At 69.1% G+C, this 14,491-nt stretch carries 12 protein-coding genes and 1 pseudogene; 8 read left to right on the top strand and 5 right to left on the bottom strand.

Annotated features, from left to right (window positions below; translation table 11 throughout):
* Position 1 precedes the first annotated feature (1 nt).
* A complete protein-coding gene (locus WMF17_RS04905; RefSeq protein ID WP_437648413.1) occupies positions 2 to 1,642 on the top strand; it encodes a GMC oxidoreductase in 1,641 nt (546 codons plus the stop codon).
* A gap of 506 nt (positions 1,643 to 2,148) precedes the next feature.
* The gene (locus tag WMF17_RS04910; protein ID WP_437648415.1) at positions 2,149 to 3,690 is read left to right on the top strand and encodes a right-handed parallel beta-helix repeat-containing protein; all 1,542 of its coding nucleotides are present in this window, start codon (positions 2,149 to 2,151) and stop codon (positions 3,688 to 3,690) included.
* A 249-nt stretch (positions 3,691 to 3,939) separates the two neighbouring features.
* Here the strand turns inward: WMF17_RS04910 and WMF17_RS04915 are convergent, their stop codons facing one another.
* Positions 3,940 to 6,123, bottom strand: coding sequence for an alkaline phosphatase D family protein (locus tag WMF17_RS04915; RefSeq protein WP_437600778.1), 2,184 nt, complete (start codon positions 6,121 to 6,123; stop codon positions 3,940 to 3,942).
* 494 nt (positions 6,124 to 6,617) lie between these two features.
* Here WMF17_RS04915 and WMF17_RS04920 point away from each other — a divergent pair, with 494 nt between their 5' ends.
* Positions 6,618 to 7,319: a chemotaxis protein CheX gene (locus WMF17_RS04920; RefSeq protein ID WP_437600779.1), complete on the top strand. Its 702-nt coding sequence runs from the start codon at positions 6,618 to 6,620 to the stop codon at positions 7,317 to 7,319.
* A gap of 437 nt (positions 7,320 to 7,756) precedes the next feature.
* Here WMF17_RS04920 and WMF17_RS04925 read toward each other — a convergent pair whose 3' ends face one another.
* The 4 genes from WMF17_RS04925 to WMF17_RS04940 all read right to left on the bottom strand — a co-directional run bounded on the left by WMF17_RS04925 (position 7,757) and on the right by WMF17_RS04940 (position 9,981).
* A complete protein-coding gene (locus WMF17_RS04925) occupies positions 7,757 to 7,969 on the bottom strand; it encodes a hypothetical protein (protein WP_437648416.1) in 213 nt (70 codons plus the stop codon).
* A gap of 104 nt (positions 7,970 to 8,073) precedes the next feature.
* Complete coding sequence (locus WMF17_RS04930) at positions 8,074 to 8,529, bottom strand: hypothetical protein (protein WP_437600781.1); 456 nt, start codon at positions 8,527 to 8,529, stop codon at positions 8,074 to 8,076.
* An 18-nt stretch (positions 8,530 to 8,547) separates the two neighbouring features.
* Positions 8,548 to 9,606 (bottom strand): hypothetical protein, encoded by a 1,059-nt coding sequence (locus WMF17_RS04935; RefSeq protein WP_437600782.1) that lies wholly within the window; start codon positions 9,604 to 9,606, stop codon positions 8,548 to 8,550.
* Positions 9,607 to 9,675: 69 nt separating this feature from the next.
* Positions 9,676 to 9,981, bottom strand: coding sequence for a hypothetical protein (locus tag WMF17_RS04940; RefSeq protein WP_437648418.1), 306 nt, complete (start codon positions 9,979 to 9,981; stop codon positions 9,676 to 9,678).
* A 634-nt stretch (positions 9,982 to 10,615) separates the two neighbouring features.
* On the opposite strand from WMF17_RS04940, the pseudogene WMF17_RS04945 reads away from it, so the two are divergent.
* The 5 genes and pseudogenes from WMF17_RS04945 to WMF17_RS04965 form a co-directional block, all read left to right on the top strand.
* Positions 10,616 to 11,236, top strand: a pseudogene (locus WMF17_RS04945) (nitrate- and nitrite sensing domain-containing protein); the annotation flags it as partial.
* 157 nt (positions 11,237 to 11,393) lie between these two features.
* Complete coding sequence (locus tag WMF17_RS04950; protein ID WP_437651287.1) at positions 11,394 to 11,786, top strand: HAMP domain-containing protein; 393 nt, start codon at positions 11,394 to 11,396, stop codon at positions 11,784 to 11,786.
* A gap of 464 nt (positions 11,787 to 12,250) precedes the next feature.
* Entirely contained in the window at positions 12,251 to 13,225 is a 975-nt protein-coding gene (locus tag WMF17_RS04955; RefSeq protein ID WP_437651289.1) for an ATP-binding protein, read from the top strand.
* Between the two features lie 40 nt (positions 13,226 to 13,265).
* Entirely contained in the window at positions 13,266 to 13,802 is a 537-nt protein-coding gene (locus WMF17_RS04960; RefSeq protein ID WP_437648420.1) for a chemotaxis protein CheX, read from the top strand.
* A gap of 35 nt (positions 13,803 to 13,837) precedes the next feature.
* Positions 13,838 to 14,215, top strand: coding sequence for a response regulator (locus WMF17_RS04965; protein WP_437600785.1), 378 nt, complete (start codon positions 13,838 to 13,840; stop codon positions 14,213 to 14,215).
* Positions 14,216 to 14,491: the final 276 nt, after the last annotated feature.

Genomic DNA, 14,491 nt, shown 5'->3' on the forward strand with positions numbered 1-14,491 from the left:
CATGGACTTCGACGTCGACTTCGCGATCGTGGGCTCCGGCTTCGGGGGCAGCGTCTCGGCGCTGCGCCTCGCCGAGAAGGGCTACAAGGTCACGGTGCTCGAGTGCGGCAAGCGGTGGCACAAGGAGGATTTTCCGAAAACCAACTGGAATGTCCGGAAGTTCCTCTGGGCGCCCAGGCTGCTGTGTCACGGAATCCAGCGGCTGACCCTGCTCCGCGACACGCTCATCCTCTCGGGCGCGGGCGTGGGCGGCGGCTCGCTCGTCTACGCCAACACCCTCCTCGTGCCACCGCCCGAGGCCTTCACCAGCCCGGGTTGGCCCGCCGGCACGAGCTGGCGCGACGAGCTGATGCCCTTCTACGAGACCGCGAAGCGCATGCTCGGTGTGACCGCGAACCCGAAGCTCTGGCCGGCGGACCATCAGCTCCGGCAGATCGCCGGCGAGATGGGCCGCGCGGACACGTTCCACGTCACCAACGTGGCCGTGCTCTTCGCGAAGGAGGGCGAGCAGGAGGGGCAGCGCGTGCCCGATCCGTTCTTCGGCGGCGAGGGGCCGGAGCGCGCCACGTGCGTCCACTGCGGCGGCTGCATGGTGGGCTGTCGCTTCGGCGCCAAGAACACGCTCGATCTCAACTACCTTTACCTGGCCGAGAAGAAGGGTTGCACCATCCAGCCCGAGACCATGGTCACCGCCATCGACGCGCTCCCGGGTGGCGGCTACGAGCTCACGCTGGAGCGCTCCACCGCGGTGTTCGGCAAGCGGCGACGCACGCTCCGGGCGCGCGGGGTGGTGCTCAGCGCCGGCGTGCTGGGCACGGTGAAGCTCCTGCTCGAGGCGAGGGCCGAGGGCCGTTTACCGCACCTCTCCGGGCAACTCGGCAACTACGTGCGCACCAACAGCGAGGTCATCCTCGCGGTGACCGCCAGGGACGACCGGGTCGACTACTCCCGCGGCATCGCGATCGCGAGCGGCATCTACCCGGACGCGCGCACGCACATCGAGCCGGTGCGCTACCCGGCCGGCTCCGACGTGATGGGCGCGCTGGGCACCGTGCTCACCGACGACGGGCCGGGGCTGCCGCGCTGGCTGCGCTGGCTCGGCCGGCGGCTGCTCCACCCCATCGATCTGATCTTCGGGCTCCTGCCGTTCAAGTTCGCGAGGCGCTCCACGATCCTCCTCGTGATGCAGACGGTGGACAACTACATGCAGCTCGTCTGGAAGCGCGGCGGCATGACCACGCACAGGCCGCCCGACCAGCCGAAGCCCCCGGCGTACATCCCCATCGCCAACGAGGTCGGCAGGCGGCTCGGCGTGCTGATGAACGGCACCCCGCGCAGCGCCATCAACGAGGCCGTGCTCAACGTCCCGACCACCGCGCACATCCTCGGCGGCTGCGCCATCGCCGACAGCCCGGAGCGCGGGGTGATCGACCAGCGCAACCAGGTGTTCGGCCACGAGGACCTGTATGTGGTCGACGGCTCGATGGTGCCCTCGAACCTGGGCGTGAACCCGTCGCTCACCATCACCGCCATGGCCGAACGGGCGATGAGCAAGATGCCTCTCCGGCGCGACAACCCCGCCTTCACCGGGGCGCCGACGGGGCTCGATGCGGCGGCGTCCACAGAGCACGTCCACCTCTGAGCAGGCCTGCCCACCTCTGAGCAGGCCTACCCACCCCTGAGCAGGCCTACGGCAGCTCCGCCAGGGAGCCCTTCTTGTTCCTCGGTGCGATCCAACCCATGGGCCGCATGGGACTCATGCATCAGGTGCATGGTGCATGTCATCGCCTCGAATAACGTGAACAGCGGCGGATGAAGAGAGCCGCCAAGGCGTCGAGCACGCCAAGAGGGTCAAAAAGCTCTCTTCTTGGCGCCCGTGGCGTCTTGGCGGCTCAAACGCTCCTCGCAGAAGCACCGCTATGCTCGATGTAAGGAACGCACCGCCAGCAAGGCTTCCGCTGAAGTGAGGTCGAGCCCGATACTGGATTACATCCTGCTACCTGAGGCGCAGGTTCTGCGACAGCAGCAGTGTTCGGTCGCATGACAAAGGACGTCGGCGTGTCATCCTGCCTCACCGGGGCAAAATTGCCTCACCGCGGCATTGTAAAATTCCAGCGGAACTTTTCAAGTAATGAGGAGGATGCTTCTGTGAGAGTTCGAGCCTGCATCACCGGGTTGCTCCTCGTCGCCGGCTGCACCGGCGAGCTCGGCGGAACGACGGATGGCGGCAGGGATTGGGGCCCGGTGGCGCTCCCGCCGCCCGTCAACATTCCTCCGGTCAACATCGATTGCACCCACGTCGGGAGCGGCAGGGACTACCAGGTCGGCCCCGGCAAGGAGTTCGAGGCGATCGGCGACGTGCCGCTCGAGTCGCTCGTCGCCGGCGACACGGTGCGCGTCTTCTGGCGCGCCGAAGGGTACCACGAGAAGATCATGCTCGGCGGCCAGGGGACCGCCGAGCAGCCGATCCGGCTCTGCGGCGTCTCGGGGCCGAACGGCGAGCTGCCGGTGATCGACGGCGAGGACGCCACCACCCGGCCCGAGCTCGATTTCCCCTTCGACGGCCACCAGGTGAGGGGGCTCATCGTCGTCGGGCACAAGCACGACGACCCGTACGATCTCGAGCCGAGCCACATCACGATCGAGGGGCTCGAGATCAAGAACGCTTCGACCCCCTTCCGCTTCACCGACAAGGCGGGGTCGACGGCGTCCTACGCGCGCAACGCGGCAGGCGTCTTCGTGGAGCGCGGCGACCACGTGACCGTCCGCGGCTGCGAGGTGCACGAGAACGCCAACGGCCTCTTCATCGGCACGGCCGGCGGGGACATCCTCACCACGAACGTGCTCATCGAGTCGAACTACATCCACGACAACGGCAGCCTCTCGGATTACAACGAGCACAACGTCTACAACGAGGCGTCGAACGTCATCTATCAGTTCAACCGCTTCGGCCCCACGCGCGGCGGCAACGGCAACAACATCAAGGAGCGCTCGGCCGGCGTCGTGATCCGGTACAACTGGATCGAGGACGGCGCCCACCTGATCGACCTCGTCGACGCGCAGGAGGCGACCGACTCGGTCGCGATGCCGTCGTTCCACGAGACCTTCATCTACGGCAACGTGCTCCTGCGCACCGGCTACGGCCCGTCGATGATCCACTATGGCGGGGACAGCGGGCAGACCGAGTACTACCGGAAGGGCACGCTCCGCTTCTTCGCCAACACCGTCTTCGTCAAGAACGAGACGTACCGGGATTACGAGCGCTCTGCGGTGTTCGAGGCCTCGACCAACGACGAGCGGATCGACGCGCGCAACAACGTGTTCGCCAGCAGCCACGAGCCGACGTCCCTCCGCGCGGTCACCTTCCTCGGGGACCGCGACGACGTGGCGTCCGGGGTCCTCCTCCTCGCCGGGAACTGGGTGAGGCAGGGGTGGACCGCGTTCGACCCCGTGCCGGGCCCGAGGCTGCTCGGGCGGGTGGACGGCCTGGACAGCTCGATCTTCGGCGTCGACCCGGCGTTCGCCTCGGCGGCATCCCACGATTTCATCCCGGCCACGGGCGCGCCGCTCATCGGCGCCGGCGCGGCGCTCGACGGCCTCCCCCCAGTCGACCACCAGTACTCGCTGCACCAGCAGGCCGAGCCGCGCAACGACGGCCCGACGCTCACCATCGGCGCGTTCGCGCAGTAGCCGGCCGAGCGCGCTCGAGCTCATCGCCCCGGCCGCGTCGCGCGCGACCGGGGCGCGCTCGGAGGCCGGCGGCGAAGAGCGCCCAGTCGCGCAGGCGGCTGGCCCGGGGGGAGAGCACGGGCGCAGGATCGGACGGGAAGGTCACCGCAATGTCACGGGTCGGGGAGAGGTGAGCCGCCCGCTCGCCGGCACCACGACAGCGTCGCCGGCGCCTTCACCGGGCGCGCGGCGTCCGCCGAGCGTGCAGGCTCAGATCCACTTCTGCGTGGCGGGATCCCAGCGCTTCCACGCCCCGCGGACGTCCCGGTAGATCTCGCTCTCCCCGCGGAGGGTGCGGAACCGCTCGCTCCCGACCTCCAGCGCGCCGCTGTTCTCCGCGTGATCGGTCAGCGCCTCGGCGGCGTCGATGCTCCGCATGTCGGCGACGAGCTCTTCCCCGTTCGCCTCGATCACCACATAGCCGTGGGCATAGCTGTTGGCGTGAGCGAGGTGGGGGTTCACCTTCGTCTCGGTCGACATGAGCAGACTGTCGATGCCGGCGGCGAGCAGCGTGGCCCCCGGGATCGTGCTCAGCACCGGATCGCCGGCCAGCTGGCTCAGCAGGATCTCGCGGAAGGACGCCGACGAGACCGCGCCGCCCACGAACTCGACGATCTTCTTCGAGGGATCGCCGCTGAGGCCCGCCGTCCCCGCGTAGAAGGCGTGGATGTCGCCGGTGATCGCCACGACGCCGCCCAGCTCGGCGAGCCGCTCGAGGAGCTCATTCCGCTTGCTGGGGAACCCGTCCCAGGTATCAGCGTTCATGATGAAGCGACGCTTGAACTGCTCGGGGACGTTGTAGGGGCCGAGATCGACTGCGAGCGGGAGGAGGCAGAGCGCGTTGCCCCAGACCTTCCAGGTCGCCCTCGAGCGTTCCATGGTGTCGAGGAACCAGGACTCCTGCGCGGCGCCCATCATGTCCTCGCTCGCGCCCTGCGTCTCCTTGTAGCGGATGGCAGCGTAGACATCGAAGGTGTCCTTGATCGTGAGGTAGCGAGCCCCGATCGAGCCGTGGGCGCTGAACTTGCCGAGATCCACGTACGCGATGCCCCGGTCGAAGAAGTTCGCATCCATGGGGCCGATGAGCGGGATCTGCATGTCCTCCGGCAGGCCCTCGTTCACGCCGGCGACGATCTGGTTGATGACGAGGACGCTGATCTTCCCCGTCACCTCGGCGGCGTCGTAACCGGCGGCCTCCGCGGCCCCCTTGAGGACCGAGGCGTAGATGCCCGCGGCGTACGTCTCGATGTTGTCCACGTACGGCATGGCGAGCTCGGGGACCTCCCCGAGCTCGGCCACGAGCTTTCCATGATCGAGCACCACCGTGCCGGGGAAGGCGCCCTCGGGGATGAGGTGATCCGGCCGGTAGCTGCGCAGGTCCGTCATCACCAGGTGGACGTGCTGGCCGAACACGAAGTCGCGGTAGATGCGGAAATTGTCCGGGAGCGAGGCGCCGGGGTCCTGCTCGACGTCGTCGCCGTAATCGACCGGCTGGTACTCGAACCAGGCCTGGCTGGCGGCCTTGCGGCGCTCCACGTCGGTCTCGTCCTTCCGGTCGTCGAAGTAGGTGGCCGTCGCGCCGAACGCGTCGTTCGAGAACTCGTGATCATCCCACGTGGCGATCATCGGGAAGCTCTCGTGGACCTCCTGGAGGCTCGCGTCGGAGCGATAGGTCCTGTAGAGCTCCCGGTAGTTGCTGAGCGACCTGGCCGCGTGAAAGGCGGTATCGCCCTCGCCGAGGGCGATGGCGCCGGCCGCGTCGGTGAAGACGACGCGGCGCCCGCCGGTGCTCTGGAAGCCGGGATCGCCGGTCGTCTCGTAGATGTAGTCGCCGAGGTGGACGAAGAAGTCGAGCTCCTCCCGGGCGAGCGCCAGGTAGGTATTGTAGAACCGTCCGATGTAATCCTGGCACGACACGTAGGCGAACCGGACCTTGACGTCGGCCCCCTCGGCCGGCGCGGTCTTGGTGCGCCCCACGCGAGACACGTAGCCCGTGTCGCCCTTCACGTAGACGAAACGGTAGTAGTAGACCGCGCCCGCCGACAGGCCGCGGACCTTCACCTTGACGCAGTGATCGTGCCTCGCGAGCGCCTTCACCTTCGCCTGCCCGGCGTCGAGCGCCACCCGCTGCGTGAAGCCGGCGTCGGTCGCGACCTCGACCTCGAGCTCCAGATCCTCCTCGCCGTCCTGCACGCGGGCCCAGAGGACGACGCTGCCGGGGCGCGGGTCGCCGGAGGCGATCGACTGGGGGAAGTACGCCGAGCCGTCGGTGAGCTCGCGCTCGGGCTCGGCGCCGAGCGGATTGACGATCTCGGGGTCGCCGCCGCAGGCCGGGACGACCAGCGCCCCCGCGGTGACGAGGGTCGCTCGAAGGAAATCTCTGCGGTTCAGCATCGGGCATTCAGGGAATCCTGGAACTTTCTCCGGTGTCAACCTCCTTGTGGAGCTCGCCGTGCGAACCGCCACGCGCGAGCGCGTGACGAGGACCTCGACGGGCAGGCGCCGATCCGAGCGCCGTTCGACGCGCGCGGGCAGGCGGTCGACGAGGGCATCCTCCGCGAGCTCTGCCTTCGCGATCGCGCGCCGCACGCGCGCGCGAGATGGGTGAGATGATGAAGCGAGCGCAGGTCTGTCAAGATCCTCGACGGCCGGCAAAACAGCTGTAAATGTGAACAAGCCAGCTGGTCTGAATCATAGTCAGCGTCGGAGGTCCGATGCTGGCGCAGCGCGTCTCAGCGGCCGGGCGTGGAACGCCCGCCCGGCCGGTGGCGCCCACAAGGGGGCAGATGTCGATTGACGTGGGTGAGCGTGGCGCGGTGTGCTCGCGCATCTCGTCCGAGAACATCATTGCCCCATAAAGGATCGATGAGCTACGCTGTGCGCTTAGTATGGTGCGTCGCCGGGACATCACCAGCGATCGTCAGTCCGAGGCGCGGCCTGGGCCCAGCATCCATGAGCGCCTGGGCATCGAGCAGCGCGCCCCGAGCTCCTCGCAGCGACCTGCGCCGCCGTCCGTGCCCGGGCGTTCCAGCCCGCCCAGCGAGCCGTCGCCTACTTCCCGGCCGCCTCCGTCGCGCAAGGTGCGGACGATCGACGTCCTGGTTCAAGGCGCGACCGTGGAGCTCTTTCACTTTTACGGAGTCGCCATCGCGCCGGCCGACACCGGAGATAGCCGCGAGGAAGCGCGCCTTCACGGCGATCCCGCGAGCATGGTCGAGTTCTCGGCGCGCGGCTTCTCCGGCGTGCTGGCCCTGTCCGCGCACCCTGGCGTGTTTCGCTCCATGACCGAGGTGCCGCCCATGGTCGACGGCGTCGGCGACTGGATGCGCGAGGTGGCCAATCAGCTCATGGGCAAGGTGAAGAGCCGCCTCGCCCGGTTCCAGATAGCGCTCCACGCCGAGCTGCCGCAGCTGCGCCACCCGAGCGACGTGGAGCGCCGGACCCGGAGCTGCAAGCAGCAGTTCTGCTACTCTTTCAGGACGTTGAAGGGCGAGGTGCTCGTCACGTTGAGCGGCGACTTCGACGAGAGCTCCCTTGTGTTCTCGAACGCGTCCCCGCTCCCCCTCGACGGCAAAATCATCCTCTTCTGAGCGGCGGGCGCCCGCTTCGGATACGGGCCCATCTCGGCGCTTTCGGTGCTCAGCGCACTGGAGTGCGCTTGCGCGCCGAAAACGCCGAGCTGGACCCGTCTCCTGTGCGGGCGACCGCCGCTCGGAGGCGCATGCACAGAAGGACGGCCGAGGTTGGCGAAGGAGCGTGGGGCGCAGCGAAGCGGATAAAGCAAGAGACGCCAGGACGTCAGAAGGACCAGAGATTTGTCGTCCTGGCGGCGGGACGGTCGACTCCTTCCCATTCGGACTCGACTCTAGAATACCGAACAGGTTGAATGGCTGCGAGAAAGAGAGATTTTGAACCACTGAGGCACGGAGGGCGCAGAGGAGAGAAATGAACGTGCCATCCCCCTGCCTCTCCTCTGTGTCCTCTGCGACTCCGTGGTTCATTCTCGGTCTTCTAGCGAATCGGTGCTCTAGGCGCCGTCGCCGCCGGTGCCCGCGGCGCCGCCACCGCCATCACCGCCGCCGGTGCTCGTGGCGCCGCCGCCGGTGCCCGTGGCGCCGCCGGTGCCGGTGGTGCTGCCGCTGCCCGTGGGGGGGGGCGGCGGGGGGGGTTGAAAGCAGCCGTTGAAGAAGACGACCTGGCCCGGGTCGCAGGGGTCCGAGTCCCAGCAACCCACAAGCATCGCCGCGGAAAGGGCGCCAAGGACAACGACCAAGGCCCCACGGCAGCTGGACAGCAACAGGCGAGACGACTGGATGTCCATCGTTCGTTCCTCTCTCGACAGGCTCACGGCGGCACCACCTTTCCGTCGCGGATGCGCGCGATCACCTTGACCGTGGGGTTGACGTCGCTGGCGGCCATGTACCCGATGCCGCCAGCCTCCTCACCCACGGCGCGGAGGACGGCGCTCGAATTCGGTACCTTGCGCGGCGGCCGCTCGCCGCCGCGGATCTTTCGATCGATCCAGTAGCGGGCGACGCCCTCGGGATCGAGGCCCAGCACCGCCATGTCGAAGCGCTGCCGCATCGAGGAGTCCTCGGGGAGGTTCACCGGCATCGCCGACCTGCCGTACCACTCCGTACGCGTCGTCTGGAAGAGCGGGCGGAGCGTGTCGCGCCCCGCCGCGCGCGCGGGGTTGGCCTGGTTGACAACGATGACGATCTCGTCCTCCTCCGCGAACGACGAAGCCGACGGGGTCATGCCGAGGAGGGCCAGGAGGAGCAGAAGGGATAAACGCTTCATGATGGCGTTGAACCTCTCTCAGAAGGCCAGGATGAGACGAGCGAGCGCGTTCGTGGTGTGGAAGTCCAGCACCGGGAACTCCGGCACCTTGTTCTCCTCACGCATGACGGTCATGATCGTGCGCAGCACCTGGGTCCGAAGTGTGACGTCCGGGGTGATGTAGAAGTTCAGACCGCCGCCGACCTGGAACATGGTGTCGTGCCCGGAGAACGGCGCGTGCACGGTGGCGCCGATGACGAACGGCTCCATGTCCAGGAAATCCAGCCGGTGCGCCGCCACGGCATACGCGGAGGTCTTCCAGGCGTTCGGCGCGAAGAACCCGAATCCCCCCTGGCGTTTCCCTTCGTCGAAGACCGCGCGGACGACCGCCGCCTCCGCGCGCAGGCGCGTCTTCCCGACGTCGAGCGAGACGTCTCCGGCGCCGACGTACTCCTGGAGCGACCACGTCGAGTGGATGGTCGGAGTGAACTCGCCGAGCTTTGTATCGGAGACCCAGTCGCGGGACCTGCTCGCGATGAACGACGCCCCGAGCTTCAACGTCAGCTTACCGGGGTCCTCGTAGCTGGCGTGCAGGCGGCCGCCGTACCCGCGGTTGTCGTCGAAGGCGAACGGCGCGTTCTCGGTGCGCCCGTTGCTCACGTACGCGTTGTACCCGAGCTCCCACGGGCCCGTGAACATGTTGCCGTAGACCATGACCCCGGTCTGCCGCGTGGGAAACAGGCGCGATGTGATGAAGTAAGGGACGGCGGCCGTGATGAGCACCGGGCTCCCATGGTCGACGTTGTAGATGCCGATCGGGGTGAAGAACTGGCCGACGCGCACCTTGAAGAGGTTGAAGCGCGTCCAGTCGACGTGCGCGCGCTCGATCGACACAAGCCCGCCATAGGTGGTCGGCGAGCCCATCGCGATCGCCGTCGAGTCGAAGGTCCCGTACGGCTGTGTGGTCGTCCGCGCCGCCAGGTCGGGCGGCAGCGGCCCCGTCACCGGGACCGGGGCGCCGCCGGGCGAGGTCGTGAACCGCAGCTCCCCGAGAAAGCGAAAGTGATCGCCCGGCTGCGCGTCGAGGTAGAGGTTCATGTTCCCGACGACGAAGTTCAGCGCGTTCGCCTGCGGGAGGGCGGCCGCGAGGCCCGAGTTCTCCGGGACCTACGTGCGCTGGACGCCGACGTCGATGAATCCGTAGAGCTGGAGGAGCTCCCTGTTGTCATCGTCCTCCGGCGAGACCTGCGCGTGCTCGAGCGTCGCGAGGCGCTTCTCGAGCTCCGCCGATCTCTTCTCCGCCGCGTCGAGCCGCGCGGCGAAGGAAGCCTCTCCGGTCGCGGCGGGCGCCGCGGCGGCCACCCCGGTTGCGGGCGCAGCGACGGCCGCTCCGGTTGCGGGCGCCGCGGCGGGCTCCGGGGCGACGCCGGCGGCAGGGCTCTGCGCGTGCGCGAGAGATGCCGTGGAGAGCACTCCTGCGATGGCAGCGCCCGATGCGCGCGCGAGGCACCCTGCTCGCGCTCGCCGCTGAGAACTCCGACCCATGTTCATTGCTCTCTCCCTGTTCGAAGAGCTTTCGTTGCTGTACAGGCCGACGCCGCGCGCGCTCTTGCAGATTCGCGACCTTCGCGCGTAGCATACGCACCCTCGATGCCACGTGATGGAGCAACTCGATCCGCCACGAACGGGCGCACCACAGCAAGTGAAACGTCGCAACAGGAAAGAGCCTGAATCAGCGAAACACACATGGTGCGCCAGGGCGCGCACATGACAGCCGCGTCCGCCTGCCTCTCTGGTCGTTTGCTCTCTTTATCTCTTCCGGGGCTCCAGGAGAGCGAGGCGCGGGATCCAGTCGTCCTCGTGGGGCGCCTTGCGGTAGAGCGTACGAGGGCGAGCGGTCGTCGTGCCGCGCGGGCCACTCCGGGGAGACGGAGGCATGCCGACATTGCATAAAGCTTCGATTCGTCTGAAGCTGTGGTCGCTCGCTGGCGTCCCTGTCGTGGGCGCCCTGCTGCTCGCGGCGATGATCGTCGGCGATGCGCGGCAGCAGGCGGTCAGGGCGGCGGCGATCGGCTCGATAGAGGACCTCGCGCAGCTCTCGTCGATCATGGCGCAGCCGCTGCACGCGCTCCAGAAGGAGCGGGCGTGGACCGCGCTGGTCGAGGGGCTCGAGGTCCGGCCGCCCGACGCGAGGGACGCCGAGGCCGCGCGGGGCGCAGCGCGGCCGTTCCAGCGCGCCGCGGCGCTCGCGCGCGCGAGCGGCCAGCTCACGGCCGTGCGGGCGGCGACCGACGAGAGCCTCGCCCACCTCGACGCGTTCCTGGCCGAGCGCGACCTCTCCCGGCTGCCGCCCCGGCTCGCCCGCGATCTCGCCGACGCGCGCGCCCACGTCGCCGAACTCGGCCCGTTCCGGAGCGGGGCCGACGCGAAGGCGGTGTCGCTCGACAGCGTGCTGAAGGTCTTCGGCGGCATCAACGTGAGCCTGATCCGGGCCAACGCGGGGCTCTCCGAGCTGAGCGACGAGGGCGAGCTGCTGCGCAGGATCCAGTCGCTCGTCGCCGTGCACGAGTTCGCCGAGCGCGCCAGCCGCCAGCACGCGCTGCTCGCCCACGCCTTCGCGTCCACGCAGTTCGAGCCGGGCGCCTTCAAGACGCTCGTGACGCTGATGACGGAGGAGCAGCTCTATCGCGAGGTGTTCATGGCCAACGCGTCGGACCCGGCGCGGGCGCTCTACGACTCAGCGCGCGCGGCGCGCCGAGGAGCTGCGCGCCGCCGCGATCGCGTCGACGGACGAGGACCTGGCGATCGACCACGACGCGTGGTTCGACGCGCAGCAAGGGCGCGTCGACCGGCTCGCCGCGATCGAGCACGAGGCGATCGCCGGCATGCGGCGCGCCGCCTCGGCCAGGGTCGCGGACACGCGGAGGACGGTGACCAACGGCGTCGCGGTCTCGGCGTTCGTGCTCATCGTGTCGGTCGCGCTCGCGTTCGTCCTCGTGCGGGGCCTGTCCCGGTCGCTCGAGGTCCTCGGCGAGGCCGCGGCCCACGTCCGGCAGACGCGCGACTACACGACGCGCGCCCGCAAGACCGCCGACGACGAGTTCGGCGCGCTCACGGACGCCTTCAACGAGATGCTGGCGGGCATCCAGGCGCGCGACGAGGCCCTGGAAGCCGCCGGCAGAACCTCGAGGCCACCGTCGCCCAGCGGACCTGCGAGCTCGAGAATCGCAACCGGGAGATGCGCCTCGTGCTCGACAACGTCGATCAGGCCCTCGTGACGATCCACCGCGACGGCACGATGGAGCCCGTGCACTCCGCCGCCTTCGAGCGCCTCTTCGGGGTGCCGGCGGTCGACGAGCACTTCGCCGATCGCATCGCCGGCCACGACCCCCGGGCCCGCGCGTTCCTCAGGATGGGGTGGGAGGCCGCCTGCGACGACTTCCTCCCGCTCGAGGTCGTCCTCGACCAGCTGCCGAAGATCCTGCACCGCGAGGGCCGCCACCTCACGCTCGGCTTCAAGCCGATCCTGACCTCGGAGGGCCAGTTCAGCGGCGCGCTGATGGTGATCACGGACGTCACGGCCACGATGGACTCGGTGCGGGAGTCCGAGCGACAGCGCGAGTACATCCAGGTGTTCGAGCGCGCGGTGAAGGACCGGCTCGGCCTGCTCGGGTTCGTCAGCGACACGAGCAAGCTCGTCGACGCGGTGAGCTCGCGGAGCATCGGCGAGGTGGATCACGTGATGCGCCTCGTGCACACGATCAAGGGCAACGCGGGGCTCTGGGACGTGATGAGCGTGGCGAAGGTGGCGCACGAGATCGAGAGCTTCGTCGTCGAGGAGCGCTCGCTGCCCCCCGACGAGCCGCTCGACGCGCTGAAGGACGCCTGGTCCGCGTTCGTCGCGCGGGTAGGCGGCCTGCTCGCCTCGACGGCGCAGGCCTCGCGCGTGGACGTCGACCACGAGGAGATCGAGGCCTTGCTCGCGATGGTGCGCCAGCGCCGCGACCCCGCCGATGTGGAGCGGGCCATCGGGGCCCTCCGCGACGAGCGGACGGAGACGCGGTTCAGCCGCATGAAGGACCAGGCCGAGACCCTGGCGCGGAAGCTCGGCAAGCCGAAGCCCGACGTGGACATCGACGACGGGGGCGTCCGGCTCCCCGCGCCGCGCTTCGCTGCCATGTGGCAGGCGCTGGGGCACATCGTCCGCAACGTGATGGACCACGGGATCGAGCGGCCGGAGGTGCGCGAGGCGGCCGGCAAGCCGCCGCGGGGTACGCTCACGCTCCGCTCGCGCGCGACAGCGGACGAGGTCGTCATCGAGGTCGGCGACGACGGCGCGGGCATCGACTTCGAGCGCGTGCGCGAGAAGGCGGCGGCCGTCGGGTTGCCGAGCGCCACGCGGCGGGACCTCGAGGCCGCGCTGTTCTCTCCCGGCTTCAGCACCGCCGAGCAGGTCACCGACGTCTCGGGCCGCGGCGTCGGCCTCGGCGTCGCGCTCCACGAGTGCCGGCGGCTCGCCGGCCGCGTGGAGACCGAGACGGAGCGCGGCAAGGGGACGACCTTCCGCTTCCGGTTCCCCCGGGAGCTCGGCGAGGCCGCCGCCTCGCCGCTGCCGGCGTCGAGCCGGCGCGGCGCGCTCCTCGCCGGCCCTCCGCGCGGCGGATCGAGCCCGGGACCTTTGACGAGCGCGGGCCACCCGGATCGGGTAACACCGTGACCCCATCGACCCTGCAGAGCGAGAGATCGAGGAGAGGCGAATGAACTCCGAGAGCTGGCACCGCATCTACGAGGAGCTTGCGACCTCGTGCGTCCACCTGTTTCGCGACAACGGCGTCGAGCTCCGGCCGCTGGAGAACGCGGAGTCGGAGGCGACGCCGGGCAACGCGGTGGTCTCCTTCATCGGCTTCACGGGGGATCACCTCCGCGGCAGCTTGACGATCGTCGCCCCGGTGGCGCTCATCACGCGCTGCCACCCGCTGCGAGAGCGGCGCGCGCTCGGCGAGGACATGGTGTGCGACTGGGCGAGCGAGCTCGCCAACCAGCTCCTCGGGCGGGTGAAGAACCGCCTGCGCCACCTCGGGCTGATCATCGTGCTCTCGACGCCGAGCGCCGCGATCGGCGAGCACCTGCGCGCCCGGGAGGAGCAGAACGAGGGCTTCCGGCGGCTCGTGTTCGACGCGGGACCCGACCGGCTCGCCGTGCTCTTCGACGCGATGGCCCCCGACACGGGGCTGGAGCTCGAGGAGGTCGACATGCCCGATCCGCAGCGCGAAGGTGAAGTTCTGCTGTTCTGAGCCGCGGGCCCCGCGCGCCGAAGGAGACACGACAGATGGCCAAGAAGATTCTTCTCGTCGAGGACTCGAACACGGTCCGCCAGCAGGTCGGCATCCTCCTGTCGGCGGCGGGCTACAGCACCGTGGAGGCGGACAACGGCCGGGACGCGGTCGCCGCGGTCACCGCCCACAAGGGCGATCTGGCGATGATCATCGCGGACGTGAACATGCCCGTGATGAACGGCATCGACATGCTCCAGAGTCTACGGGACAAGAACCTCGCGTCCGACATACCGGTCCTCATGCTCACCACCGAGGGGCAGCCCGAGCTCATCGAGAAGGCCCGGAAGGCCGGCGCCAAGGGCTGGATCATCAAGCCGTTCAAGCCGGACCTCTTGCTCGCCGCGGTGAGGAAGCTCGCCGGCGAGCCGTGATCGCTACTGGGCCGATCCGTACCTCCAGCACAACCTCATTGCGAGGAGCGGCGTCGCCGTGTTCAAGAGCATCTCGAGCCCTGGGACTCGCGGCGCGTCGCGCCCTGCTCGACGATGAGCGGACTCGAGATCTTCTGGAGTCGCGTCCGCGCCCACGCCGATGCGACCCCACCCGGGGTGGTGGTTCGCGAGCTCACGACGCTGGACTTTTATTCCCCGATCCGTATTCTGTCCGCACAGGCCACTCGTGTCCAGGGCGTCTTGGCGCGCGGGGGC

The organism is Sorangium sp. So ce362, from assembly GCF_051519845.1.
GTDB lineage: Bacteria > Myxococcota_A > Polyangia > Polyangiales > Polyangiaceae > Sorangium.